Source organism: Mesonia algae (assembly GCF_003253545.1).
Classification (GTDB): domain Bacteria; phylum Bacteroidota; class Bacteroidia; order Flavobacteriales; family Flavobacteriaceae; genus Mesonia; species Mesonia algae.
Map to the genome: position 1 here is coordinate 12,663 of NZ_QKYV01000010.1, position 24,184 is coordinate 36,846.

Consider the following 24,184-nt stretch of genomic DNA (forward strand, 5'->3'; position numbering starts at 1 on the left):
TCTTAATTAACTTTTTCTAATTCTTCAGCTCCTGGTACTTCTAAATCTTTAGCCAACTTAGATACTTCCTTAAGATCAATATCTCCAGTTATAGAAAGCACTACTGTTATTGGTTTCCCATCTTCACTCCCTTGCATTAACATCATTAACTGACTAACAAAGTTTTTCTTACTACCAGGTTTAGAATAAAATTGAACATTCTTGTTATCATCTTTAAAGCTCATCAACTTCTCTAAAGAACCTGAGTTGATATGAGAATCAAAATCTTTTTTCATCTCTGCTCCTATCGAAGTATTTTCCGTAGAAATAACTTTAATGTCTTTTAAATTTTCTATAAGATTAATGTATTGCTGCATTTCTGGGTCATCACTATCTAAGTCTATTTCTGCTAAAAGCTTAAACATATTACTGGTAATGACCATAGCATTTACATCTCGCATCTTCTCATAACGCTCAAATTTTGATTGTGCATTACTAAAAATCGGAGCCAACATAATGGCTAAAACTAAAATTATACTCTTTTTCATCTTTACTTATTTTGTTGTTATTAATTTATTTTTTGTTTGGGGTAACTCTTTTAAATACATTAGATTTTCTTTGCTGTTAGCTACTGCACCTGTTACCATATTGAATAAATCTTGCGTGTTTTTCATAGCCAATTCATGGTTTCCTTCTACTACCAAATGCTCTTCTTGATAATTAGAAAATTGAAATACACTTATTGCCACCATCAATATAGCTGCTATAGAAGCAATACTGGCGTATAAACTCGTACGGCTACGCTTCCGCGGAAGCTTAATTACACGCTCCTCTTCATTTAAAACAATAGCTTTCTCTAAGCTGTAAAACTGAAATAAAGGACGGTATTGTTCTAAACGAGGCTCTACCTCTGAAGAAGAAAAATAATTTTTCAATATAGTTTCTTCTTGTACTGTGGTTTCTGCCTCGAGGTACTTCTCTAAGAGAGACTCTATTTTATGCAATTCCATAGTTATGTTTTTTTAATATTTCTTTTCTAATTTTTTTTCTGGCTCTAGAGAGTGCCACTCTAATCGCAGTCTGATTCATTTTTGTAATTTCTTCCATTTCATCATACTCTAACTGCTCTATATCTCTTAACTGAATAAGTAATTGCTCTTGATCTGATAAATTTTTTATGATCTCTTGTACTTTTAAAAGTTCATCTTTTGCTTCAATTTCTTTCTGTAAGGAGCTTTTCTTTCCATCTTCATAATTAGTATGAACGATTCTCAAGTTGTTATTCTTTTTTGCTTTTAATTGATCAAAACAATAATTCTTAGTAATGGTCATCGCTAAAGCTTGCGGACTTTTATAATCTTTCAATTTATCCTTCATCTTCCACAACCTTATCATCACTTCTTGTGTAGCATCTTCGGCTGCATCTTTAGAAACTAGCAATCTTAAAGACAATCGATAAATTTTATCTTTTATAGGATTTACAAACTCTAAAAATGCCTTCTGATTCAATTTCCTTTTATTTGGTGGTTTCTATAAGCTTGACGTCCCAATTTAAATTTTGTTACAAAGGATTAAAATTTAATTATATTGTACTTAACTTTATCCTTTATAAGAGTATATACTATGAAAAAAACCTATTCCCTTTTACTTATCATTATCTTTTCCCTTGTGGTCACTTCTTGTTTTAAAGATAGAGATGATGATTTTCAACATGCTAGCACTATAGAAATACAAGACTTTATCTATAACGCTATGCAGACGTTTTATTTGTATAAAGCAGATAAACCCGTATTGGCCAACAATAGTTTTAGCTCTACAAACGAACGTAATCAATACCTAAATGGTTTTAATACGCCAGAAGAACTTTTTGCAGATTTACTCTCTAGTCAAGATCGTTTTAGTTTTTTAGTAGATAATTATATTGAGTTAGAACAAGCCTTTAACGGAACCACCACTAATAACGGAATGGAGTTTGGTTTGGTGCAACTACAATCTACAGGAGAAATTTTTGGTTATGTTCGTTACGTTCTCCCCAATACTTCTGCTTCGCAAAATAACCTAGAAAGAGGAATGATTTTTAACCGAGTAGATGACCAAGTACTTACCGAAAATAACTTTAATCAACTTCTTTCTTCCAATAATTACAGTATAGGTTTGGCTTCTTTTGAAAACGGAATTTTAACACCGCTAGATGAAACTATTAGTCTTACTAAGCAAGAATATACAGAAAACCCTGTATTTATAGCGAAAACCTTAACCATAGAAGGACAAAAGATTGGCTATTTAATGTATAACGGATTTAGACAAAATTTTGATAGTGAACTTAATAACGCTTTCGCGGATTTTAAAGCAGATGGAATTCAAGATTTAGTCATCGACGTGAGATACAACAGCGGTGGAAGCATTGAAACTTGTAATGACTTAGCCAGTATGGTTACTGGACAGTTTAATGGAGAATTGTTTATTACTCAAGTTTATAATGACAATTTTGATGATTTTGAACGTGACTTTAACAATAAAATCTCTACCGATGAGTCTATAAATAGCCTTAATTTAAGTAAAGTATATATTTTAACTACCGGTAGTTCCGCTTCAGCGAGTGAATTGTTGATTAGTGGTTTAATGCCTTATGTAGATGTTAAGCAAATAGGAACAACTACTGTAGGAAAATTTCAAGGCTCAACAACACTTTATGATTCTAACAATTTTAGAAGAAACGGAGATAACCTCAATTTAAATCACACTTATGCTTTGCAACCTTTAATTTTAAAATCGGTTAACGCCAACGGCTTTACAGATTATGTTAATGGTCTAAACCCTACTATTGAAGTGAATGAAGATTATTCTAATTTAGGAGAATTAGGAGACCCTAACGAATCACTGCTTAAGGCTGCGATAGATGATATTTTTGGAAACGGTAGACCTTCTGGAAGAACTCAACCATTAGAAATAAAAAATATTGGAGAAAGTAAAATGTATAATGCTACCTACCAACGTATGTATGTAGAAACTAAATAAATTTTATTTATAAAAGACAAAAACCCGCTTTTTTGAAAAGCGGGTTTTTGCGTTTTATAAGCTTTTTAAAACTTTCTTATTGCTTTATCAGTTTAAATAAAGAGTTTTTCTTAGCAGAATTTACTTTCAACATATACATTCCTTTAGGTAAGTTTGAGATATCTAAAGTTGGATATTGAGATAAGTTTTCATACGTTTTGACTAACTTTCCTAAAGTAGAATAAATTTCAACAGTGTTTATTTCAACTTCACTTTCAACTTTTATAAAATTGTTAGCAGGATTAGGATAAATAGAAATACGATGCTTTTCTTCTTCTCCTACAATTAAGCTTTGCTGATTGATAACTCCTATCCCATCCAAATCAAATCCACTAGAATAAAAAGGAGTAGGAAAAGGATCATTTATCATATTTCCTTGACTATCGTAGGTTGCGTAAATAGGATCTATACTTCCTACAACATCAATTAATTTTACATGTGTTATATTATTTTTATCTAATAAAGGATTAGTAGCTAAATCATCCAAATCGAAAGGTGTTCCAAAAAAAGCAGCATATTTCCCAGCTAAATTGTAGAGGTATGTAGCATCTAAGTTTCCAAAACCTCCAACCTGGGTTTGGGTTTGAGTTTCGCTATGAGAAGGAAATCTAAAATAATTAACACCATCTGAACTTACTTCTACAAATGCCAATTCTAAAAAAGTTTCACTAAATGAATTTTCAAAAACAGCAAAATCAAATCCGCTACCATTTGCTATGGGAGTATCAAATGTTAATATAGCCTCTCCTCCATCTCCTAGACTTACTGCAGAATTTGTAACCATACCTATTGCATTACTAGGATCTCCATAGCTGGCGTAAACACTACCTTGATCTTCTTGAGAAGGATCTGCTATATTTACAAATCCTCTTTCAACTTCCACATTACTTGCCCAATCTATAAAAACAGAACTATTTGAAGCGATTGCAGTAGTTCCCGTTTGGCTCGCAGCAGGTGCATAAGACTGACTTAGTAATGCTATAGAATGAAAAAAACAGGCAAAAACTAATAAATTCTTTACTATCATTACTCTACAATCAATTTTAATGTTTGATGTTTCCCCTTTTGCATAACATTTACCAGATAGATTCCTGCAGAAAGAGAGGTTACATTTATACCACTATTAGTATAATTGGCTTTTTTAATTAAATTTCCGCTTAAGCTATAAAAGCTCACCTCAGCTTTTTCTTGAGTACTTAAATATAATTTTTCAGTAGTGGGGTTAGGGTAAATTGATAATTGCAACTTATCTTGAGAGGGTTGTACAAATAAATTGTCATTTTCATATTTATAAACTCCATTAGGAAGTGGCCCCACAGTATAATCATTTTGATAACTACCAGTAAGATCATAAGTAAAGACTTTTCCAGAAGAAATATAATCTACAGCATCAGTTAAATAAAAAATATCATCAATAAAAGAAAACCCATAAGCTATTTGTACGTTCGTAGTACTTACAAGGGGAGTAGTTGGTAAAGAAGTGCCTACAAAATCAAATTCAAAAATATTGTTATTTTCAACGTAGTAAGCTACTCCATTTTCAATTTCTAAGAAATCTGGATGCTCTCCATTTGAAAAATCAAATTCTTCTACAAGAGTATAATCTGTTAGATCTATTCTATAAAGTTTACCTAATGTTTCTGCTCCTGTCCACGCAGGTTTTCCTCCACAAAGTACATATAGATAATCATCATCTACTTCTAAGGAATTGGGAACGTCTGCTACCGTAATTGTAGTTACACTATAGTTGGTTAAGTCAATAACAGATACTGTATTTCCGTGACCATAACCTCCTTGGTGTCCTACAAAAAGAACATTTCCTTTCTTTACAATTTCTTCAGGCCCTTCAGCTACTGGGATATTATCGATAACCGTATAAGTTTGTAAGTCTATGACTGCAATATAATCATCTGTAGTAACTCCTGCATCACCCCAATTAGTGACATACGCCAATCCATTATCAAACTCTATATAACGTGGGTTATTTATACCGTTAGTAATGTTTGCGATGTGAGAAAAAGAAACTCTATCAACTACATTAATTTCACTTGAAACATTGGCGATAATATAAGCTTCATTTCCTTCAAACCCCATTCCTTGGGCAACCCCACCTAAACTCATCCCTGGGTTTTCATTGCTGAAAATATTGTTGGTTAAATTTCCTGAATTATCTAAATAAGATATAGAGGCATTTGCACTTCCTGCTCCTCCTTCATTTAAAATGAAAACTCCGTTATCATACGTATTTTGTGCAAAGTTATATTGTGAAATTAATCCCAATATGAATACCATTAGTAATGTGTAATTTTTTGTCATGATTGTCTAGTTCTAAAATATTAGTTATTAAAATAAAATCCGTTAGGAATAAGTTGTACTGAATAATTTTGGAGTAGTTCTCCTTCTATGGAATACGTTAGAATTTTTCCATTGGAAGTATAATCCTTAGCATCTGCTATATAAATAACATTATTATGAATGTTGAAAGCATATAATACCGCTATATTTTGTTCTTCTGTAGAAAATAATGGTTCTGCAGGTAAACTAAAATCTGATAAATTAATTTGATAAATATCTTTATCAATTATATAGTGCAAATCGTTGTTATTTTTGACTAGAAAATTTGGGTGTACTCCCTCTAAAAACTCTAACTCCTGCTCCACTGTTTGTGTAGCTAAATTGATTTTAAAAATTCCTGCTTTAGTTTCTTCTCCTGTCCAACTTTCTTTCCCTGAACATAAAACATATAGAAAATTATCTTCGACAACTAAATTAGTAGGAACATCATTTACCTCTATATTGCCTTCTAAAGTTTGGGTAGAAATATTAATTACAGAAATACTATTACCATAACCCCAACCTCCTTTATGGGCTACGTAAATTTTTCCGTTTGCTTTAACCATTTTTTCTGGTCCTTCTGGGACATCAATGACTTGAGTGACTTCGTATGTTTCTAAATTGATGATTGCAATATAATCATCACTCGTATCTGCGGGATCTCCCCAATTGGTAACATATGCCAAATTATCTTCAAAAATAATATGACGCGGATTTAAGATTTGCTCTTCAATGGTGGTTACATATTTAAAAGTATAACGGTTTACTACTTCAATTGTATTGGAGTTATTAACTACTATAAAAGCTAGATTTTCGTTAAAGTTCATACTTTGTGCGACGTCTCCTAATTCTCTATTGTTTTCAGTAGAAAAAATAGAATTATATACTGTTCCTTCTTCGCTTATAAAAGAAACTGATGCGTTGCTATAAGTAAATCCTCCTTCATTTAAAACAAAAAAACCGTTGGTATAATCTCCTTCAGGTAAATTAGGAGTTTCTGTAATATCATCATCAGAAGAACAGCTTATAAAAAAGACCATTACAAAGAACAAAAGCCAATTAGTTATATTTTTTATCATTTCTAAAAATTTAAATTTAAATATGCATTTACATTTCTACCAGGCATAGGCCTGTTGAGTACGCTTGCGTAAGAGGTGTTCCAAAGATTTAATAGTTGTACACCAATTTGATAGTTTTTCTTTTCTCCTAAAGTATATTCTACTCCTAGGTTAGCAACCATATAATCATCAAGTATATGTTCTGGAGCGTTATCGGTAGTTGTATAAACTTCACCGTTATTTAAGTATTGATAATAAGCCGAGAAATTTTTTATAGCATAAGAAAGAGAAGCTGTTAATTTATGATAAGGCACATAAATTAATTGATTTTGAGTGGCTTGATTTTCTGAAACAGTGTAAGCATAAGTCCCATCTAATGCAATTCTATGTATACCTATTTTTTTTTGAAGATGAGCAATAACTTCTACTCCATAAATTTTTACATTATCTGTATTTTGAGGTCGCCATACTCCTGATGCATCCGGAACCCAAGTCAATAAGTTTTCTACCGAATTATAATATCCTGTAAATTGTAAGGTATTTTTGTGAAGTTGAAATAGATTAGAAATTTCAGCTTGATAGGAAAGTTCTGGTTGAAGCTCTGTATTTCCTAATCCCTTCCAATATAAATCATTATAGGTAGGTATTCTAAAGCTTTTAGAAGTGTTTATTTTTATTTGATAAAAATCGGTTAACTGTGCGTTTATTCCTGCAGAATATAAAAAGGGATTTTCATAATTTTCATTGAGCTCTTGTCGAATATTTACTTCGTATAAAAATTTACGAGTTAACTGATGTTTTATTCCTACTATAACAGAACCTAGATTTCTACTTTCTTGAGTTATGTCAGATCCTCTACCATCATTTCTAGTGTAATTTAATTTACTTTGAAGCGATAATTTTTTGGTTAACTTATAATTCAAGTTATATTTTAGAAATAAACTTTCTACATTTCCGTAAGTATAAAATTCATTGTTTATGTTAGGGTAATATTCATAATTTTCAGTAATATAAGCTAGCTTAGCACTAGACCTTATTCGTTTGTAATCTCGAATCCACTCCACCAAGCTTCGGGTATTAAAATCATAATACTTAGTGGCTAGAGCATTGGGAGTTGGTAATGAGAAATTACGGTTACCATCAAAAATATTTGCAAATAGTCTTAACTCGTCAAATTTAGACAATTTTACACCTGCTGCTAAAGCGATATTTGTATTGTGGTACTGTCCATTTTTATTTTTTCTATCTGTACCTAAGTAAGTGTAATCATTATCAGATGAATTTCTGGAGTAACCCAACGATAAAGAAGTGTTTTTTTCTGAATAAGAAGTTTTATAACTGACTCCATAGCTATTAAAACTGCCATAATTTAAGAAAGCCGAATTTTTAAATCCCTTATTATAATCTAATCTATTTTTTAAATAAATACTACCCCCAATTGCATTACTCCCATCTTCCACTCCGCTTCCTCCGGGTTTAATTATAATTTGATCAAAACCTCGAGTATTTATAGTATTAAAATCTGTTTGTCCAGTAGTTTGTGAATTAATATTTATTCCATTCCAAAGAACAGCTGTTTGTGAAGCTGTTGTTCCTCTAAAGGAAGGAGAAGAAACCATGCCAGCTCCATTTTCTTTAAAATAAACAGTAGAATTAAAATTGAGTAAATTGGTTAAGGAAGCTTGATTACGTTTTAAAACGCTATCATTAAAAACTGTATAATTTTTAGTATAAGAAGAATCTTTAAGCCTATTATCTTTTAGCAAAACTTCTCCCAATACGTTTATAGAATCGTTTTGAGCAAATGCTTGGAAAGCACACAGGCTTAATAAAAATGTGAAAATAAAATATTTCATACACGTAAGACCTTTTACCCGAAAGTCTTCATTTTTTGGTTTAAAATTGGCAGGTCTCCTGGCTTGCGTCTTTTGGTTGATCCTTCCCGTTTTATTAAACAGTGGAATTGAAGTGAACCAAAAGCATCTCTACGAGACTAAGCTTACAGTTGCGGGAACAGCTTTCGCGTTTAACGAAATTCCCTTTTAATAAACAGCTAATTAACATTAACCGTTTAACCAATTTGGCTGCAAAAGTAAACATTTTGCCCACTTTACGCATCAGAAAATGAAATAATCTTACTTTTGTCAAAAATCATCTGCTTTGAAAAAAATCTTTTTCTTATTAAGTCTTCTATTCATATTTGCTTGTAAAGAGCAAAAAACAAAAGAATCTAATCTTTCTTCTTTTCAGGGAAAAGAAATTGAAGTTTCTAATGCTAATGGGTTTTCAATTACCAATTATGACGACTATAAAATAATAACGGTAAACAATCCTTGGCCAAAAGCAGAGAAAAAATTTACTTATGTATTGTCTAGAAAAGGGACTCAATTACCCACAGACCTAGCGTATGATCAAAAAGTAACCATTCCCGTAAAAAAGATTGTGGTTACTTCAACAACACATATTCCTTCTTTGGAAAGTCTAAAAGTTGAAAATACATTAGTAGGATTCCCAAATACTAAATATGTGTCTTCAAAAAATACAAGGGCTTTAATCGATGCAGGACAAGTAAAAGAATTGGGCAAAAACGAATCGATAAACACAGAGGTTCTTCTTGATATTCAACCCGATGTTGTTATTGGTTTTGCAGTTGAAAGTGGTAATAAAACCTTCGAAACCATTAAAAAAAGTGGTATTCCCGTAATTTATAATGGTGATTGGACAGAAGCCGATCCCTTGGGAAAGGCAGAATGGATTAAATTTTTTGGTGCTTTTTATGATAAGGAAGATCTTGCTTCTACACTTTTTAATCAAATTAAAACTGAATATAACAAAGCAAAAAAATTAGCTTCAAAAAGCGACAATCAACCTAGTGTTCTTTGCGGGGCGATGTATAAAGATGTTTGGTATTTACCTTATGGGGATTCTTGGCAAGCTAAATTTATTGATGACGCCAATGCAAATTATTTATACACCAACACTAGCGGTAACGGAAGTATTTCGTTAGCTTTTGAGAGTGTTCTAGAAAAATCTCAAAAAGCAGATTACTGGATTGCTCCAGGAGCTTTTACCTCTTATGATGCTATGATGAGTGCAAGTGAACATTACAATAAATTTGAAGCCTTTCAACAGAAAAAAATCTACTCTTTTGCCGGAGTAACAGGAGAAACTGGCGGTGCGTTATATTATGAGCTAGCACCCAATCGTCCCGATCTAGTTTTAAAAGATTTAATTAAGATCTTTCACCCAGAGGTATTACCTAATTACGAAACCACTTTTTTTAAGCCTTTAGAATAACTTGAAAAACCTAACTACATATTTATGGCTAGGAATTTTTATTTTAATTCTTGCCACCTTGTTAAACATTAGTTTAGGGTCGGTTTCTATACCTTTAGATGAAATTGTAAAATCTATTTTTCACTTAGAAGTAAGTAAAGAAAGTTGGCAATACATTATTTTAGAATATCGCTTACCAAAAGCTTTCACCGCCATTCTAGTAGGTTCTGGTTTAGCATTAAGTGGTTTGTTAATGCAAACCTTATTTAGGAATCCATTAGCAGGCCCTTATGTCTTAGGCTTAAGTAGCGGAGCTAGTTTAGGGGTCGCTCTTGTCATTATGGGCAGTAGTCTTTTTGGCGGAATTGCTGCTGGATTATTTCTCTCTAAATGGACTCTGGTTATCGCTTCCAGCATAGGAAGTTTTTTAGTGCTCCTCGCTATACTTGGCGCTTCTTTTAAAATTAAAGACACTATGGCGTTACTCATTATCGGTCTTATGTTTGCTAGTTTAACCTCTGCAGTAGTCAGCGTTCTTTCCTATTTTAGTCCGTCACAACAATTACAACAATACATATTTTGGTCCTTTGGGAGCTTAGGCAATCTGTCATGGGCAGAGGTTGGTATCCTTTTTCTTTTTTGGCTTAGCGGAATTATACTAAGCATCTTTTGTATTAAAAACCTTAATTCACTTTTATTAGGAGAACAATATGCCAAAAGCTTAGGCACCAATCTAAAGCAAAACCGTTTTCTAGTTATTTTTGCGACTAGCTTACTTGCCGGAAGCATTACCGCTTTTGCAGGTCCCATCGCTTTTATAGGTTTGGCAGTTCCTCATTTGGTTCGTCAAATTATACCAAGCAGTAACCATTTGGTTTTAGTTCCTGCTGTTATTTTAGGCGGAGCTATTCTAATGCTAATTTGCGATAGTATTGCTCAAATTCCCGGTAGCGAACTTACTTTACCCATTAATGCAATTACCTCTATTATTGGTGCTCCTGTAGTAATTTGGTTATTAGTTAGAAAAAAGAAGTTGATGTTTTAGGTATGAAAAATAAAGAAGCAAAAACAATTTTATCTACTCAACATCTTAGTATTGGCTATGAGGATAAAGTAGTAGCACAAAATATTGAGCTCAATATTAAAAAAGGGGAATTGGTAGCCGTTATTGGCGTTAATGGTTCAGGAAAATCGACATTGCTTAAGACCATTATTAAGGAGTTGACGCCTATTGCTGGAAATGTATTTTTAGAAGAGGTCGCTATAGAGAATATTTCTGCTAAAGAAATTTCAGAAAAAATAAGTATTGTTTTAACCGAAACTCATTTTTCCAAAAACTTAAGCGTCAAAGAGTTGGTGTCGTTAGGAAGACAGCCTTACTCTAATTGGTTAGGTATTTTAACCTCAAAAGATAAAGTTGCTGTTCAAAATGCATTAAACCTAATTGCGGTACAAGATTTAGCACATAAAAAATGTAGCGATCTTAGTGACGGTCAGCTTCAAAAAGTGATGTTAGCGAGAGCCTTAGCTCAAAACACACCTTTAATTATGCTAGATGAACCTACCACCCATTTAGACCTATATCACAAAGCATTTGTTTTCAAAATGCTCAAAAAACTTTCTAAAACTACTCAAAAAGCCATTGTATTTGCTACTCACGAAATTGATTTAGCTTTACAATTATGTGACCAAATTATTCTCGTTAATAACGGAAAAGTTATTCAACAAACTCCCGAGAATCTTATCAAAGAAAAGCACTTAGAGCACCTATTCCCAAGTGACCTTATTCAATTTGATTCAATAAGCAAAAGCTTTAAAATTAAAAGTTAAGTTTGTTAACTTAGCCTTGCTAATATGTATATTTGAGATATCATTTACCTTGATTTATGCAAGAATCTATACTTTTTATTGTTTCTACGATTTTTATTTTCCTTAGCGGAATTATACTTGGCTTTCTCATTAAGCACTTAAAAAGTAGTAAACAGATTAAAAATTTAGAAGCTTTTTCTAAACAAAAAGAACTTGAATCTCTTTCGTTAAAAGAACAGCAACAAAAATCTGAAACCTACTTTCTAGAACTTAAAGCAGAAATGCAAAAAGAGATAAAAGAAGTTTCTAGAGATCGAGAAGAGATAAGGAATGAAAAAGAGTTCTTTAAAAATGAGCTTACGCGGAAAAATGTAGAGTTCGAAAATCTAAGACAAAGAAACGAAGAGCAAAAAAGCGAGGTAGAACAGTTACAAGAAAAATTCAGTAAAGAATTTGAAAACTTAGCCAATAAGATTTTAGAACAAAAATCTGAAAAATTTACACTTCAAAACAAAGAGAATATTCAAAATATTTTAAATCCGTTGCAGGAAAAAATTAAAGTATTTGAAGAAAAAGTAGATCGAAATAGCGAAAACTCTCTTAAAAGACACGCCGAATTAGGTAAACAACTTCAATTTCTTAACGAACAGAATTTAAAAATAAGTGAGGAAGCAACCAATCTTACCAAAGCCTTAAAAGGAGATACAAAAATGCAAGGTAATTGGGGCGAGATGATTTTAGAAAGTGTCTTAGAACGAAGCGGACTTCAAAAAGACGCTGAATATTTTGTTCAGCAAAGTTTTCACACTTCAGAAGGTAAAAGAGTTATGCCAGATGTTGTGATAAAATTACCAGGTGAAAAGAGAATGATTATCGATGCTAAAGTCTCTCTAAATGCTTATGAACGCTATATAAATGAAGGGGAAGAGCATAAATCTACCCACCTTAAAAATCATTTAATTGCCATAAAAAATCGAGTAGATGAGTTAAGTAAAAAGAATTATCATCAACTCTACCAAATGGAGAGTCCAGATTTTGTATTGCTATTTATTCCTATTGAAGCGGCGTTTGCTATAGCTTCTAATGAATATCCACAATTGTACAGTGATGCTTTCGATAAAAATATTATTATTGTTACCCCTACCACCCTTCTAGCAGTTTTAAAGACTATTGATAGTATGTGGCAAAATGAAAAGCAAAAGCAAAATGCGATCATAATTGCGACACAAGCAGGAGCTTTGTATGATTCTTTTACCAATCTAACCGACGAGCTTTTAAAAATTGGTCGTCAGCTAGGCACGGTTCAAAGTAGTTATGATAATGCTATGAAAAAATTGACAGGCAAAGGAAATCTAATTAGACGCGTAGAAAAATTGAAAAAACTGGGGGCTAAAGCAAGTAAGCAAATAGATCAACAACTAATTAGTCATACCCAAGAGGATGAAGTTTAATCTTTATTTATTATGAAAAAAATACTTATTTATATATTATTAGCCATTGCGGTGGTCGCGATTGCTTTTTACTCTTTTGTATACTTTGTTCCTTACAGTGAAGGAACTAGGGCTGGTGAACTTATAAAGTTTAGTAATCGAGGTGTTATGGTAAAAACGTGGGAAGGTGAAATTAGTCAGGGAATTAGTGGAGCGCAAATTTTCAGTTTTTCGGTATTAGATAAAAATGAAGAGGTGATAGAAAAGCTTAATCAATATCAAGGTGAGTATGTAAAGCTCACTTACGTGGAAAGATACGGTACTTTTGTTTTTTGGGGAGATACTAAATATTTTATCAATAAAGTAGAACTTTCTCAATCTCCACATTTTAGAAGATAATATTAAAAAAACTAGCGCAAGGGATTGAAGCGACATCCTTTTTTGCATTTTTGCTGATGCAAAAATTGCAAAAAAGATATAGCGTAAAGCCCGACCCGTTAGGGATGCGCCCAAATAAAAATTGTACTACATGAATAAAGAATTTAAAACGGTTAAAGAATCTCAAGTCACGATTTCTGAATTGATGCTTCCCTCCCATTCTAATTTTAATGGAAAAATTCACGGAGGCTACGTATTATCACTTTTAGACCAAATAGCATTTGCTTGTGCCTCTAAGCACAGCGGAGAATATTGTGTGACTGCAAGTGTAGATACCGTAGATTTTTTGCGTCCCATAGATATTGGTGAATTAGTCACCATGAAAGCTTCGGTTAATTATGTAGGAAACACATCGATGGTGATTGGAATTCGAGTAGAAGCAGAAAATATTCAAACAGGAGATGTTAAGCATTGTAACTCATCCTACATCACTATGGTGGCGAAAGATAAAAATGGCGATAGCGTTAAAATACCTGGACTTATATTGGAAGATGAGAATGAGAAAAGACGTTTTCTAAAATCGGTTAAACGTATTAAAATAAAGCGCCATAGGAGTGATGAGTTTAATGAAACCGACTTTTCTTCGGAAAAATACTTAGAAGAATTTAGCTCTTACAGAGTACAAATTGTGTAAAAGTTAAACCTCTGCTAAGATCATTGACTTGCCTTTGTATTTTCCTTATATTCTGAGAAAACAAAATTATACTATGAAAACCAAATTATTATTATTACTCGTATCTGTAAGTCTTTTTAGTTGTGCACCGAATCTTGTGAATCAATGGAATATTGATAAGTATGAAGTTATTAATAGCAAAGGTCAAAATACAACTTCGCAAAATATTGGTACCATCGAGTTTAAAAAAAATGGTACAGGAAGTAAGAATATAAATTACAATGTTTTTCAAAATGATTTTAAAGACGAAAGCGGCTTTAATTATGAAATGAAAGAAGGCTACGTGATTATAAAAAGTGGCGATAAGAAAGATAAATCTGCTTTAAATAAAACTTGGATCATTGTAAGCGACAAAAGCAAAAAACAGGTTTGGAAATCTACAGATGGAACTGATAACGTTCAAATTTTAGAACTTAGTCGATAGATATAATTAAATTTATTTAATGACTTTATCGGAATATGTAAAAAAAAGAAATGGGGTTTCAATAGGAAACCCCAAGTCTTTGAGATACAATCTTTATAAATCCTTTGGAGCTGTAAATTTCTCTACTTTTTGGAATTTTTGGAATCCCATATTTGGATATTATTTAGGGAAGTTTATTTTTAAACCTCTTAAAAGTATCTTTTCTGTCTCGATTTCTTTAATATTTACTTTTCTTCTCTGCGGGTTGATACACGATATGGTTACCCTAATTTTTAAGGGATCAACATCTTTCTTATTTAGTGTATGGTTTTTAATTATGAGTTTAGCTGTCTTAATCACTAGACACTTAAAACAAGATCATTCAAAACAAAAATGGGTTATTCATGCTTCGATTAACCTAAGCATCATCAGCTTTTGCTTTTTACTATCATTATATTTTACACGAATTTTAATAAAGCCTTAAAACTCTTATATCTATATTAATTTTCCATAAGAAATAAAGTAAATAAGTAAACAAACCCAACCTGCAACTAATAATAAACCACCCAAAGGAGTAATTGGACCTAAAATTTTTATTTTATTTCCCTTAGCGGAAGAAATACTAAGACCATAAATACTAAAACTAAATAAAAGAGTTCCTATTATAAATAACCATACCATCACTACTTCTATGGAGTTTACCAAAGGAAGCTGAGTTCCTATAATTAAAAGTACTATAGCGTGATACATTTGGTATTTTACACCAGTTTCAAAACTTGCAATTTGTTCTGGAGTAAATATTTTTTTAAGCGCGTGAGCTCCAAAAGCTCCTAATATAATTGCCAATCCACCGTATAAAGTAGCTACAATTAGTGTAATTTCTTTGATCATTTTTTAAATAGTTTTATTAATTGAAAGGAACGCATAAGGTGAAAAAGTCCTGGTAAAATTATGGCACCTCCTATTAAAAGAGCAACTCCCAGACTCGTAATTACACTATTTGGAGCTACTCCTTCAAGAATGCTAAATTCTTTGGTTGAAGTAATAATTATATGAGGAAAATGAACTGTCATTGCTGCTGCAATTACAAAAAACACTTGAAATCCTGCTAAAACTCTTGTCCAAGTTTTTTGCTTTCTTTTTATCATCATCCATAAAGGAATTAAAAACAGTGCCGATAAACTAATGGCAATTATCGATATTGGATTGTGTATAAAATCCTGTATAAAAGCAACTTCTTTCCAATAACCATATCCCAAAATTAAAAATCCAAAAAACACAAGCACTATGGTAGCTACACTTGCTTTTTTTCTATAGTTTTCTAACTCATTATTTTCGTCGGCTTCACCAATTAAAAAGTTTGCAGCTATAAATCCGCATAAAGTGACATAAAATAAGCCTACAAGAATTGAAAAAGGATTAAGCCACCCTTTTATGTAAATGTCTGCAAAGCTTTGATTGGTTCCTTCTTCAAATAATTGAATATTTCCACCTACCAATCCGCCAAAAATCATCCCTAAAAAAAATGGAGTTACCACACTTGCGATTTTAAACATCCCATTATACCAAACTTGAGACTTTCCTTTTACCGCATCATAATGTCTAAATATAAAAGCGAGTCCGCGCATGGTAATCCCTAAAAGCATGAGCGTAATTGGAATGTGTAAGTACACTACAAAAATTTGATAATAAACAGGAAAAGCAACCCATAGGATTACAATAAGAATAATAATCCAAATATGGTTAGCTTCCCAAATGGGACCCATTACTCTGTATACCGTTTTTTTTGTTTTCTCCTGTTGATTTCTTGAAGAGAATAATTCTATAATTCCTGCTCCAAAATCAGCTCCAGCTAAAAGCACGTATAGGAATAAGGAGAAGAATAAAAAAAATAAAACTACGCTTAACATCATTATTCCTCGTTATTTAAAGCATTAATCTGTCTTATCATTAACCAACTTACCACAAAAGTAAGCAGTACATAAATGAAAGAATATGTAATTAAACTGTAAAAAATACCTGGCATGGGTGTTACAGCATCTTTGGTTCTCATTACATTATGGATTATCCAAGGTTGTCTTCCTACTTCGGTCACAATCCACCCCGCTTCTAAAGCTATAAAACCTAAAGGAGTTAATAGTGTAAAAAATAACCAAAATCTTTTTTTAACTCTCCAATGTTTCCATTTGGCACTTAAGAAATAAAGCAACCCGGCTAGTGCCAATAATGTCCCTATGCCTACCATGATTTGGAATGCATAATGAACAATAGCGACTGGAGGTTGATCTTCTATAGGAAAATCATTTAAGCCTTTTACTTCTGCATCAAAATCTCCAAAAGCTAAAAATGATAAGGCATTAGGAATTTCTATTTTGTAATTTACTTCTCGTTTTTCTTCATCTACAATTCCTCCAATATATAGCGGTGCTCCTTTTTTGGTTTCATAATGTGCTTCTAAGGCTGCTAATTTTGCAGGTTGCCTTTCTGCAATATCTTTGGCAGAAAGATCCCCGCTTATAGGTTGCAGTATAGCTGCTACAGCTGCAAATGAAATTGCTATATGAAAAGCCTTTTTATGCAACGGCTTATTTCTTCCCTTATAAATTTGATACGCATGAATTCCTGCTACAGCAAAACCTGTGGCAACAAATGCTGCAAGTGTCATATGTAGCGCTTGAGTGAACCAAGCTTCATTAAGCATTGCTTTTATAGGATCGATATTACTAAAAACTCCGTCTTTATAATCAAAGCCAGACGGTGCGTTCATCCAAGAGTTGGCGGCAACGACTAATATTCCTGAAAGAACACCAGAAATTCCTATAATCACTCCTGTAAACCAATGAAATTTTTCGGGTAATTTGTTCCATCCGTAGAGGTAAAATCCTAAGGCTATAGCTTCTACAAAAAAGGCTGCTCCTTCTAAAGAGAAGGGCATCCCAATAATCGGACCTGCATGTTCCATAAAACCTGGCCATAATAAACCTAATTCAAATGAAAGCGCTGTACCCGAAACAGCTCCTGTCACAAAAAAAATTGCTACCCCTTTTTGCCACGCTTTAGTTAACTTTAAATAAATTTCATCTTTTGTTTTGAGCCACTTGTAGTGCGAAATGACCATAAAAAAAGGCATCACCATGCCTATGCAAGCAAAGACAATATGAAAAATTAATGTTAGTGCCATTTGGAGTCTTGCTGCCTCTAAATTTTCCATAGTAAAGTAAGATTAATTGCTCTTTACAAAGATACAACAGCTAAAAAATATAGCCTTTTTAATCTTTTATAAAATCTATAATTTTAACGCTTTCGCGGAATTGACTAATTCTAAATTATCGTTTTATTAAGCGATAATTATATTTATCGTCCAAAAAGGCGATATTTGCATATATCGCTTAAAAAAACGATATTTGACTATGACTAGTATTATAACAGGAGATATTGTAGCTTCTCGAAAGAGGTACAATCCAGAGGAGTATTTAAGTAAATTACGCTATGCACTTGAAATTATTCAGCCCAAGAAATCGTTATGGGAAATTTTTAGGGGAGATAGTTTTCAAGTAGAAATAGAAGATCCTTTACAAGTTTTTTGGTCTACAGTCTACCTTAAAGCTGTAATTAAAACCGTAAAAAACTTAGATGTAAGAATAGCTATTGGACTAGGTGAAAAGACATTTTCTACAAAAAACTTGAGTGAATCTAATGGGTCCGCTTTTGTGAATTCTGGAGAGATCTTTGAGAATTTGAAAAAAGAGAAAACTAATCTCGCCATAAAAACTAGTAGTCCGTTTTTAGATAAAGAATTAAATACCTATTTTCAACTTGCATTAATTGCTATGGATAATTGGACTGTAAATTCGGCTGAAGTAGTTCAATTAACTATTGAAAACCCCAAATTAAATCAGCAAGAATTAGGGAAATTAATTGGCATCAAACAAAACACAATTAGTGAGCGACAAAAAAGAGCTTATTTGGAAGAGCTAAAGGCGTTCAATGAAATATTTTCTTTAAAAATAAAATCTATTTTATAATATGCTATTGGCCCTTCAACTCTTATTCGCACATTTTTTAGGAGATTTTCTTTTTCAACCTTACAGTTGGGTAAAAGATAAGGAACGCAGAAAATTAGCTTCACCCAAGCTTTATTTTCACATACTTATACATATTGCTCTCAGCTTTCTATTTATATGGGATTTAAGTTTATGGTATATTCCTCTAATTATTGGAATTAGCCATTTGGTTATAGACGCTAGTAAACTTCTTTTACAGAATGGAAGAAATAATCGGTTGTTATTTTTTATAGATCAAGCTCTACATCTCCTTGTTATAGGGTTTAGTGTTATTCTTTTCACAGAAACGATTGAGATAATAGAAGTTCCTACTGAATTATGGCTTTACTTACTAGGTGCTTTTTTAGTAACCAACCCAGCCTCTATTAGTATTAAAACAATTATTTCTGTATACACTCCAAAAACTGAAATTGAAGAAGATGAATCGCTTAACAATGCAGGAAAATACATAGGCATTCTAGAAAGGCTTTTAGTATATATATTTATTGTAACCAACCATTGGGAAGGAGTAGGATTTTTAATTGCCGCCAAGTCTATTTTTCGCTTTAGCGATCTTACTCAATCTAAGGATAGAAAACTCACCGAATACATTCTTATTGGTACTTTATTAAGTTTTGGAATTGCTATTGGCGTAGCGCTTTTAATAAATGTATTACAGCTTAACTTATAAATATTTAAACCCCGAGTTTTTCTCAGGGTTTAATAGCTTTTAGCTGTGGCTTTTGTAAAGGTTTATAGTTTATATAAACCTAAAAGTTTAGGGAGTTTAGGTTACCTAATTATTATCTACACTTATAAATTCTCCCGAAAGGGTAAAATATAAATCAACATCATTAGATAAATCTATTTCGTAGGTTGTATTTTCCTTATCAATCCCTACAATTTTTAAATCTGCATAGTTTTGAGTTACATAATTATTAATATTTTCTGGAACAATACCTTCGGGTAACTCTTGATTTTGTCCATCAACATCTACCCATTCTCCATCTGCCGTAAAATCAATTTCAAAACCATTAGATAAATCTACCTCATAGAGACCTCCATCAGAATCTTCTTGACTATTTTTCTCAATCCTTAAATAAGTAGCGTTGGGAAAATAATTTTCTACAAAGGCTATGGCATCTGCAGGAAGCTCACTAGCTTCGATTAATTGATCATTATTGTTTGAATCATCGTCACTATTGCAAGACATAAGTGTAAACATACTCAAACTTAAAAAAACAGAAGATTTTAAAATTTTTTTCATTATTACGAATATTTATTATTTTCAGTAAAAGTAATTAGAGAATCTGAAAAAATTTGGGAATAGCAATGGTCAAGTAGTAAACTAACAAAAAAAGGACACCATATGGTATCCTTTTTAAATATAGTGTATGATTACATTAACTCGTTAAATACATTTTTCTACGCGCATATAAGTCGTAAAAATCGTCATCTTTTAAACTATCTATAAATAAGATACTTTCTCCAGTACTTTTCATTTCTGGTCCTAATTGCTTATTTACATTATGGAATTTATTGAAAGAAAATACCGGTTGTTTAATTGCATAACCTTTTAATTGCGGATTAAAAGTGAAATCGGTTACTTTTTTCTCTCCCAGCATCACTTTAGTAGCATAATTTACATACGGCTCTCCATAAGCTTTTGCAATAAAAGGTACGGTTCTAGAAGCTCTTGGATTGGCTTCTATGATGTAAACCTTTTCATCTTTGATCGCAAATTGAATATTGATTAACCCTACAGTTTTTAATGCTAAAGCAATTTTATGAGTATGATCTTTTATTTGCTGAAGTACTAAATCACCTAAATTAAAAGGAGGAAGCAATGCATTAGAATCTCCAGAATGTATTCCGCAAGGTTCTATATGCTCCATAATACCTATAATGTACACATTTTCTCCGTCGCAAATCGCATCTGCTTCAGCTTCAATGGCTCCGTCTAAGTAATGATCTAATAATAATTTGTTATTAGGTATTCTATGTAGAAGATCTACTACGTGAGATTCTAATTGTTGTTTATTAATAACAATTTTCATTCCTTGACCTCCTAACACGTAAGAAGGACGTACTAAGATTGGAAAATCTAACTCATCTGCTAAAGCTAAAGCCTCGTCTGCATTCTCTGCTGTTCCAAACTCTGGGTAAGGAATATCGTTTTCTTGTAATAGGGTAGAGAAACTTCCTCTATCTTCAGCTAAATCTAATGCTTCATAGCTGGTTCCCATAATTTTTATTCCGTATCGATCTAATTTTTCAGCAAGCTTTAAGGCGGTTTGACCACCAAGCTGAACAATTACCCCTTCTGGCTTTTCGTGACGAATGATATCGTAGATATGTTCCCAGAATACAGGTTCAAAATAAAGTTTATCGGCAATATCAAAATCGGTTGAAACAGTTTCAGGATTACAGTTAATCATGATCGTTTCATAGCCACATTCCGCAGCAGCGAGAACACCGTGAACACAGCAATAATCAAACTCGATTCCTTGTCCTATTCGGTTAGGCCCAGAGCCTAATACAATAATTTTTTTCTTGTCGGTTACGTGACTCTCATTATCGGTATATACCGTTCCATCTGCACGCTGCACCTGATTTTCAAAAGTAGAGTAGTAATATGGTGTTTGCGCTTTAAATTCGGCTGCACACGTATCTACTAATTTATAAACTCTATTGATTTGAAGTTCGTCCCTTTTATTATAAACCTGGCTTTCTAAACATCCTAGCATATAAGCTACTTGGCGATCTGCAAATCCTTTTTGTTTTGCTTCTAGCAACAAGTCTTTACCAAGATTGTCTATCGTATAATTAGAAATCTCTTTCTCTAGCGTATAAAGTTCTTCGTATTGTTTTAAGAACCACATATCTATTTTAGTGATTTCGTGTATTCTGCTTAACGGAATTCCAAGCTGGATGGCATCATAAAGTACAAATACACGATCCCAACTTGCGTAAGTTAATTTTTGAATAATTTGATCGTAATCTTTGTATCCTTTTCCGTCGGCTCCTAAACCATTTCTTTTTATTTCTAGAGATTGAGTAGCTTTTTGTAAAGCTTCTTGGAAAGAACGTCCAATACCCATCACTTCACCTACAGATTTCATTTGAAGACCTAAAGTACGATCTGATCCTTCAAACTTATCAAAATTCCAACGAGGAATTTTTACAATTACATAATCTAAAGTTGGCTCAAATAAAGCCGAAGTTGATTTTGTAATTTGATTATCTAACTCATCTAAGTTATAACCAATCGCTAATTTTGCTGCAATTTTTGCAATAGGATATCCTGTTGCTTTTGAAGCTAAAGCGGAAGAACGAGACACACGTGGGTTAATCTCAATAGCAATAATGTCTTCTTTATCATCTGGACTTACCGCAAATTGAACGTTACATCCTCCTGCAAAATCTCCAATACTACGCATCATTTTGATCGCCATATCTCTCATTTTCTGAAAAGTGGCGTCACTTAATGTCATAGCAGGAGCTACCGTTATAGAGTCTCCTGTATGGATTCCCATAGGGTCCATATTTTCAATCGTACAAATAATAACAACATTGTCATTTTTATCACGTAGAAGTTCTAACTCATACTCCTTCCAACCCATCATCGCCTTATCAATCATCACTTCGTGAATTGGTGATATTTCAAGACCTCTAGTTAATATTTCGTCAAAATCTTCTTCTTTGTAAACAATTCCTGCTCCTGCTCCTCCTAAAGTGTAAGAAGCTCTAATTACTAATGGAAAACCAAAATCTTGTGCAATTTCTTTACCTCTTAGAAATGAAGTAGCGGTAGCTTGTGGTGCCATTGGGACACCTATTTTGGTCATTAATTCTCTAAACTGCTCCCTATCTTCAGTAATATTAATGGCATTAATATCAACTCCGATAATATTTACATCAAAATCTTTCCAAATTCCTTTCTCATCAGCTTCTATACAAAGGTTCAATGCTGTTTGTCCTCCCATTGTAGGTAAAACGGCATCAATTTGAGGATGTTCTTTTAAAATCTCAATTAAAGACTTTGTAGTTAAAGGTTTTAAGTATACATGATCGGCCATAGTAGGATCGGTCATGATGGTTGCTGGATTAGAGTTAATAAGAATAGTTTCTATTCCATCTTCTCTTAATGAGCGTAAAGCTTGAGTTCCTGAATAATCAAATTCACAGGCTTGACCAATAACGATTGGGCCAGAGCCTATAATTAAAATACTTTTAAGGTTATTATTTTTAGGCATTACAAAGGGTTGAATTTATGATACTTGTAAAAATACGTTAGATTTGGGTATAAAAAAAGGCGTTACGTAATGGTAACACCTTTATATTTAACAACTAATAAAAATCATTAGTGTTTATGTCTATTTTCTGAAGATACAGAAAGTTTCTTTCTACCTTTGGCTCTTCTTCGTGCAAGAACTTTACGCCCGTTTACACTTGCCATACGTTCTCTAAAACCGTGCTTGTTTTTTCTTTTTCTCTTCGAGGGTTGAAACGTTCTTTTCATCTTAAAATATCTTTAATCTTCGTTGAATATCTTATTTATAATTACCAAAGCAGTTATGCTTTTTAAACTGCGGGCAAATATACAACAACTTTTCAGTCTCACAAATCTAACTTAAAAATAATTTTAATTTATTTTTAATCACAAAAATAACTGTAAACTTCCTTACCTCCAAATCTATTTGTAAAGATTATTAATACTTCATTATTTTCATATTGATTCTGTAGATTTATGTTAAGCTTTCTTAAAAAATATGGTAGCAAAAAATATCCTTTTAAATTAGCCTATTAATTTAAAATCACCAACCATGAAAAAAACAAGCTTAATATTATCGGCAATTGCCTTAGTTTTTGCTACTTCTTGTAAGAATGACACTAAAAAAGAAGAGCAAAAGACCGAAACTGAAATGACTTCAGAACCAGAAGAGGCAAAAGAAGAAAAGGAAATTACTTTAACTAAACTAACAGGTTCTCCAGAGTTTGCAGATGCTAGTTTAAAGCTTAAATCTCCAACTGAAACCAATCAAGCAAAGAAAGACATTACTTTTGACTTCGAAGTTAAAAATTATGAACTTGGAGTACAAACTCAGCCAGAGCAACCAAATATGCTAGCTGCTTCAGCAAAAGGACAGCATATTCATTTTATATTAGATAATGAACCTTACTCAGCGCATTACGAACCTAAATTTTCTAAAACATTAGATCAAGGTGACCACGTAATGATTGCTTTTTTATCTAGATCATATCACGAAGCCGTAAAAAATGAAAATTCATTTGTAGTAAAAAAATTCTCTGTAGGAGAACCTACTGAAGAGCAGATGATGGAAGTAGATTTTGAAGCTCCGCATATGTTTTACAGCAGACCAAAAGGAACTTATAAAGGAGAAGACACTAAAAAAGTGATGTTAGACTTTTTCTTAGTAAATACAGATATCGCTGCAGATGGTAATAAAGTAAGAGCTACCATCAATGGACAAGAATTTATGTTAGATGATTGGGTACCTTACGTAATGGAAGGTTTACCTATGGGAGAAAATACAGTTAAGATTGAACTATTAGATGCCGATGGAAATTTAATAGAAGGACCTTTCAATCAAACTACTAGAACCTTTATGTTAGAAGAATAATTATTCTTTAATTATAAAAATTCATTAAGGCTACAATAT

The 24,184-nt window shown here is 32.5% G+C and carries 24 protein-coding genes and 1 riboswitch; of the genes, 11 read left to right on the forward strand and 13 right to left on the reverse strand.

Annotated features, from left to right (window positions below; all coding sequences use genetic code 11):
- Nucleotides 1-2: 2 nt before the first annotated feature.
- Genes LX95_RS13730 through LX95_RS13740 form a run of 3 tightly spaced genes read right to left on the reverse strand, consistent with a single transcriptional unit; the run spans nt 3 to nt 1,488 of the window.
- Entirely contained in the window at nt 3-527 is a 525-nt protein-coding gene (locus LX95_RS13730) for a DUF4252 domain-containing protein (protein WP_111542035.1), read from the reverse strand.
- A 6-nt stretch (nt 528-533) separates the two neighbouring features.
- Nucleotides 534-989 carry a hypothetical protein gene (locus LX95_RS13735; protein WP_111542036.1) on the reverse strand — a complete coding sequence of 152 codons (456 nt, stop codon included), beginning with the start codon at nt 987-989 and terminating at the stop codon, nt 534-536.
- On the reverse strand, nt 976-1,488 hold the full coding sequence (locus tag LX95_RS13740; protein ID WP_111542037.1) for an RNA polymerase sigma factor: 513 nt from the start codon (nt 1,486-1,488) through the stop codon (nt 976-978). The genes LX95_RS13735 and LX95_RS13740 overlap by 14 nt, the downstream gene beginning before the upstream one ends.
- A gap of 114 nt (nt 1,489-1,602) precedes the next feature.
- Here LX95_RS13740 and LX95_RS13745 point away from each other — a divergent pair, with 114 nt between their 5' ends.
- Nucleotides 1,603-2,997 carry a S41 family peptidase gene (locus LX95_RS13745; protein WP_111542038.1) on the forward strand — a complete coding sequence of 465 codons (1,395 nt, stop codon included), beginning with the start codon at nt 1,603-1,605 and terminating at the stop codon, nt 2,995-2,997.
- 76 nt (nt 2,998-3,073) lie between these two features.
- On the opposite strand, the gene LX95_RS13750 is transcribed toward LX95_RS13745, so the two are convergent.
- Genes LX95_RS13750 through LX95_RS13765 form a run of 4 tightly spaced genes read right to left on the reverse strand, consistent with a single transcriptional unit; the run spans nt 3,074 to nt 8,284 of the window.
- The gene (locus LX95_RS13750) at nt 3,074-4,063 is read right to left on the reverse strand and encodes a T9SS type A sorting domain-containing protein (protein ID WP_111542039.1); all 990 of its coding nucleotides are present in this window, start codon (nt 4,061-4,063) and stop codon (nt 3,074-3,076) included.
- Complete coding sequence (locus LX95_RS13755) at nt 4,063-5,352, reverse strand: DUF5074 domain-containing protein (RefSeq protein WP_111542040.1); 1,290 nt, start codon at nt 5,350-5,352, stop codon at nt 4,063-4,065. Before LX95_RS13755 ends, LX95_RS13750 begins: the two co-directional genes overlap by 1 nt.
- 20 nt (nt 5,353-5,372) lie before the next feature.
- Nucleotides 5,373-6,449, reverse strand: a complete 1,077-nt coding sequence (locus tag LX95_RS13760; RefSeq protein WP_111542041.1) for a YncE family protein — start codon at nt 6,447-6,449, stop codon at nt 5,373-5,375.
- A gap of 2 nt (nt 6,450-6,451) precedes the next feature.
- On the reverse strand, nt 6,452-8,284 hold the full coding sequence (locus LX95_RS13765; protein ID WP_111542042.1) for a TonB-dependent receptor plug domain-containing protein: 1,833 nt from the start codon (nt 8,282-8,284) through the stop codon (nt 6,452-6,454).
- Between the two features lie 31 nt (nt 8,285-8,315).
- Nucleotides 8,316-8,523: riboswitch (cobalamin riboswitch) on the reverse strand.
- 65 nt (nt 8,524-8,588) lie between these two features.
- On the opposite strand from LX95_RS13765, the gene LX95_RS13770 reads away from it, so the two are divergent.
- From LX95_RS13770 to LX95_RS13800, 7 genes are all read left to right on the forward strand, one after another.
- Entirely contained in the window at nt 8,589-9,725 is a 1,137-nt protein-coding gene (locus LX95_RS13770) for an ABC transporter substrate-binding protein (RefSeq protein ID WP_111542043.1), read from the forward strand.
- 1 nt (nt 9,726) lies between these two features.
- Nucleotides 9,727-10,749, forward strand: coding sequence for a FecCD family ABC transporter permease (locus LX95_RS13775; protein WP_111542044.1), 1,023 nt, complete (start codon nt 9,727-9,729; stop codon nt 10,747-10,749).
- A 2-nt stretch (nt 10,750-10,751) separates the two neighbouring features.
- Nucleotides 10,752-11,534, forward strand: coding sequence for an ABC transporter ATP-binding protein (locus LX95_RS13780; RefSeq protein WP_111542045.1), 783 nt, complete (start codon nt 10,752-10,754; stop codon nt 11,532-11,534).
- A gap of 56 nt (nt 11,535-11,590) precedes the next feature.
- Complete coding sequence (gene rmuC, locus LX95_RS13785) at nt 11,591-12,964, forward strand: DNA recombination protein RmuC (protein WP_111542046.1); 1,374 nt, start codon at nt 11,591-11,593, stop codon at nt 12,962-12,964.
- A gap of 12 nt (nt 12,965-12,976) precedes the next feature.
- The gene (locus LX95_RS13790) at nt 12,977-13,342 is read left to right on the forward strand and encodes a 6-phosphogluconate dehydrogenase (protein WP_111542047.1); all 366 of its coding nucleotides are present in this window, start codon (nt 12,977-12,979) and stop codon (nt 13,340-13,342) included.
- A 130-nt stretch (nt 13,343-13,472) separates the two neighbouring features.
- Nucleotides 13,473-14,015 carry an acyl-CoA thioesterase gene (locus LX95_RS13795; protein ID WP_111542048.1) on the forward strand — a complete coding sequence of 181 codons (543 nt, stop codon included), beginning with the start codon at nt 13,473-13,475 and terminating at the stop codon, nt 14,013-14,015.
- A gap of 73 nt (nt 14,016-14,088) precedes the next feature.
- Nucleotides 14,089-14,478 (forward strand): hypothetical protein, encoded by a 390-nt coding sequence (locus LX95_RS13800; protein ID WP_111542049.1) that lies wholly within the window; start codon nt 14,089-14,091, stop codon nt 14,476-14,478.
- Between the two features lie 474 nt (nt 14,479-14,952).
- Here LX95_RS13800 and LX95_RS13810 read toward each other — a convergent pair whose 3' ends face one another.
- From LX95_RS13810 to LX95_RS13820, 3 genes are read right to left on the reverse strand one after another with little or no spacing between them, the layout of a single operon-like run.
- Nucleotides 14,953-15,348 carry a DUF423 domain-containing protein gene (locus tag LX95_RS13810; RefSeq protein ID WP_111542051.1) on the reverse strand — a complete coding sequence of 132 codons (396 nt, stop codon included), beginning with the start codon at nt 15,346-15,348 and terminating at the stop codon, nt 14,953-14,955.
- Nucleotides 15,345-16,370: a cytochrome d ubiquinol oxidase subunit II gene (locus LX95_RS13815; RefSeq protein WP_245924785.1), complete on the reverse strand. Its 1,026-nt coding sequence runs from the start codon at nt 16,368-16,370 to the stop codon at nt 15,345-15,347. Before LX95_RS13815 ends, LX95_RS13810 begins: the two co-directional genes overlap by 4 nt.
- Nucleotides 16,370-17,668, reverse strand: coding sequence for a cytochrome ubiquinol oxidase subunit I (locus LX95_RS13820; RefSeq protein ID WP_111542052.1), 1,299 nt, complete (start codon nt 17,666-17,668; stop codon nt 16,370-16,372). Before LX95_RS13820 ends, LX95_RS13815 begins: the two co-directional genes overlap by 1 nt.
- Nucleotides 17,669-17,867: 199 nt before the next feature.
- On the opposite strand from LX95_RS13820, the gene LX95_RS13825 reads away from it, so the two are divergent.
- Entirely contained in the window at nt 17,868-18,482 is a 615-nt protein-coding gene (locus tag LX95_RS13825; RefSeq protein ID WP_111542053.1) for a SatD family protein, read from the forward strand.
- Nucleotide 18,483: 1 nt separating this feature from the next.
- On the forward strand, nt 18,484-19,191 hold the full coding sequence (locus LX95_RS13830; RefSeq protein WP_111542054.1) for a DUF3307 domain-containing protein: 708 nt from the start codon (nt 18,484-18,486) through the stop codon (nt 19,189-19,191).
- A gap of 105 nt (nt 19,192-19,296) precedes the next feature.
- Here the strand turns inward: LX95_RS13830 and LX95_RS13835 are convergent, their stop codons facing one another.
- From LX95_RS13835 to rpmH, 3 genes are all read right to left on the reverse strand, one after another.
- The gene (locus LX95_RS13835) at nt 19,297-19,767 is read right to left on the reverse strand and encodes a PepSY-like domain-containing protein (RefSeq protein WP_111542055.1); all 471 of its coding nucleotides are present in this window, start codon (nt 19,765-19,767) and stop codon (nt 19,297-19,299) included.
- Nucleotides 19,768-19,903: 136 nt separating this feature from the next.
- Nucleotides 19,904-22,756 carry a carbamoyl-phosphate synthase large subunit gene (gene carB / locus LX95_RS13840; protein ID WP_111542056.1) on the reverse strand — a complete coding sequence of 951 codons (2,853 nt, stop codon included), beginning with the start codon at nt 22,754-22,756 and terminating at the stop codon, nt 19,904-19,906.
- Between the two features lie 107 nt (nt 22,757-22,863).
- Nucleotides 22,864-23,022 carry a 50S ribosomal protein L34 gene (rpmH, locus tag LX95_RS13845; RefSeq protein ID WP_013071475.1) on the reverse strand — a complete coding sequence of 53 codons (159 nt, stop codon included), beginning with the start codon at nt 23,020-23,022 and terminating at the stop codon, nt 22,864-22,866.
- A gap of 304 nt (nt 23,023-23,326) precedes the next feature.
- Here rpmH and LX95_RS13850 point away from each other — a divergent pair, with 304 nt between their 5' ends.
- Entirely contained in the window at nt 23,327-24,145 is an 819-nt protein-coding gene (locus tag LX95_RS13850) for a hypothetical protein (protein WP_111542057.1), read from the forward strand.
- The last annotated feature ends 39 nt before the right edge of the window (nt 24,146-24,184 follow it).

Bases quoted from the DNA above. Each gene is read 5' to 3' on its own strand.
- rpmH (WP_013071475.1), bottom strand. From the start codon at position 23,022: ATGAAAAGAACGTTTCAACCCTCGAAGAGAAAAAGAAAAAACAAGCAC.
- LX95_RS13815 (WP_245924785.1), bottom strand. From the start codon at position 16,370: ATGATGTTAAGCGTAGTTTTATTTTTTTTATTCTTCTCCTTATTCCTA.
- LX95_RS13730 (WP_111542035.1), bottom strand. From the start codon at position 527: ATGAAAAAGAGTATAATTTTAGTTTTAGCCATTATGTTGGCTCCGATT.
- LX95_RS13760 (WP_111542041.1), bottom strand. From the start codon at position 6,449: ATGATAAAAAATATAACTAATTGGCTTTTGTTCTTTGTAATGGTCTTT.
- carB (WP_111542056.1), bottom strand. From the start codon at position 22,756: ATGCCTAAAAATAATAACCTTAAAAGTATTTTAATTATAGGCTCTGGC.
- LX95_RS13795 (WP_111542048.1), top strand. From the start codon at position 13,473: ATGAATAAAGAATTTAAAACGGTTAAAGAATCTCAAGTCACGATTTCT.
- LX95_RS13765 (WP_111542042.1), bottom strand. From the start codon at position 8,284: ATGAAATATTTTATTTTCACATTTTTATTAAGCCTGTGTGCTTTCCAA.
- LX95_RS13820 (WP_111542052.1), bottom strand. From the start codon at position 17,668: ATGGAAAATTTAGAGGCAGCAAGACTCCAAATGGCACTAACATTAATT.
- LX95_RS13735 (WP_111542036.1), bottom strand. From the start codon at position 989: ATGGAATTGCATAAAATAGAGTCTCTCTTAGAGAAGTACCTCGAGGCA.
- LX95_RS13825 (WP_111542053.1), top strand. From the start codon at position 17,868: ATGACTAGTATTATAACAGGAGATATTGTAGCTTCTCGAAAGAGGTAC.
- LX95_RS13850 (WP_111542057.1), top strand. From the start codon at position 23,327: ATGAAAAAAACAAGCTTAATATTATCGGCAATTGCCTTAGTTTTTGCT.
- LX95_RS13790 (WP_111542047.1), top strand. From the start codon at position 12,977: ATGAAAAAAATACTTATTTATATATTATTAGCCATTGCGGTGGTCGCG.
- LX95_RS13755 (WP_111542040.1), bottom strand. From the start codon at position 5,352: ATGACAAAAAATTACACATTACTAATGGTATTCATATTGGGATTAATT.
- LX95_RS13810 (WP_111542051.1), bottom strand. From the start codon at position 15,348: ATGATCAAAGAAATTACACTAATTGTAGCTACTTTATACGGTGGATTG.
- LX95_RS13830 (WP_111542054.1), top strand. From the start codon at position 18,484: ATGCTATTGGCCCTTCAACTCTTATTCGCACATTTTTTAGGAGATTTT.
- LX95_RS13750 (WP_111542039.1), bottom strand. From the start codon at position 4,063: ATGATAGTAAAGAATTTATTAGTTTTTGCCTGTTTTTTTCATTCTATA.
- LX95_RS13780 (WP_111542045.1), top strand. From the start codon at position 10,752: ATGAAAAATAAAGAAGCAAAAACAATTTTATCTACTCAACATCTTAGT.
- LX95_RS13745 (WP_111542038.1), top strand. From the start codon at position 1,603: ATGAAAAAAACCTATTCCCTTTTACTTATCATTATCTTTTCCCTTGTG.
- rmuC (WP_111542046.1), top strand. From the start codon at position 11,591: ATGCAAGAATCTATACTTTTTATTGTTTCTACGATTTTTATTTTCCTT.
- LX95_RS13800 (WP_111542049.1), top strand. From the start codon at position 14,089: ATGAAAACCAAATTATTATTATTACTCGTATCTGTAAGTCTTTTTAGT.
- LX95_RS13835 (WP_111542055.1), bottom strand. From the start codon at position 19,767: ATGAAAAAAATTTTAAAATCTTCTGTTTTTTTAAGTTTGAGTATGTTT.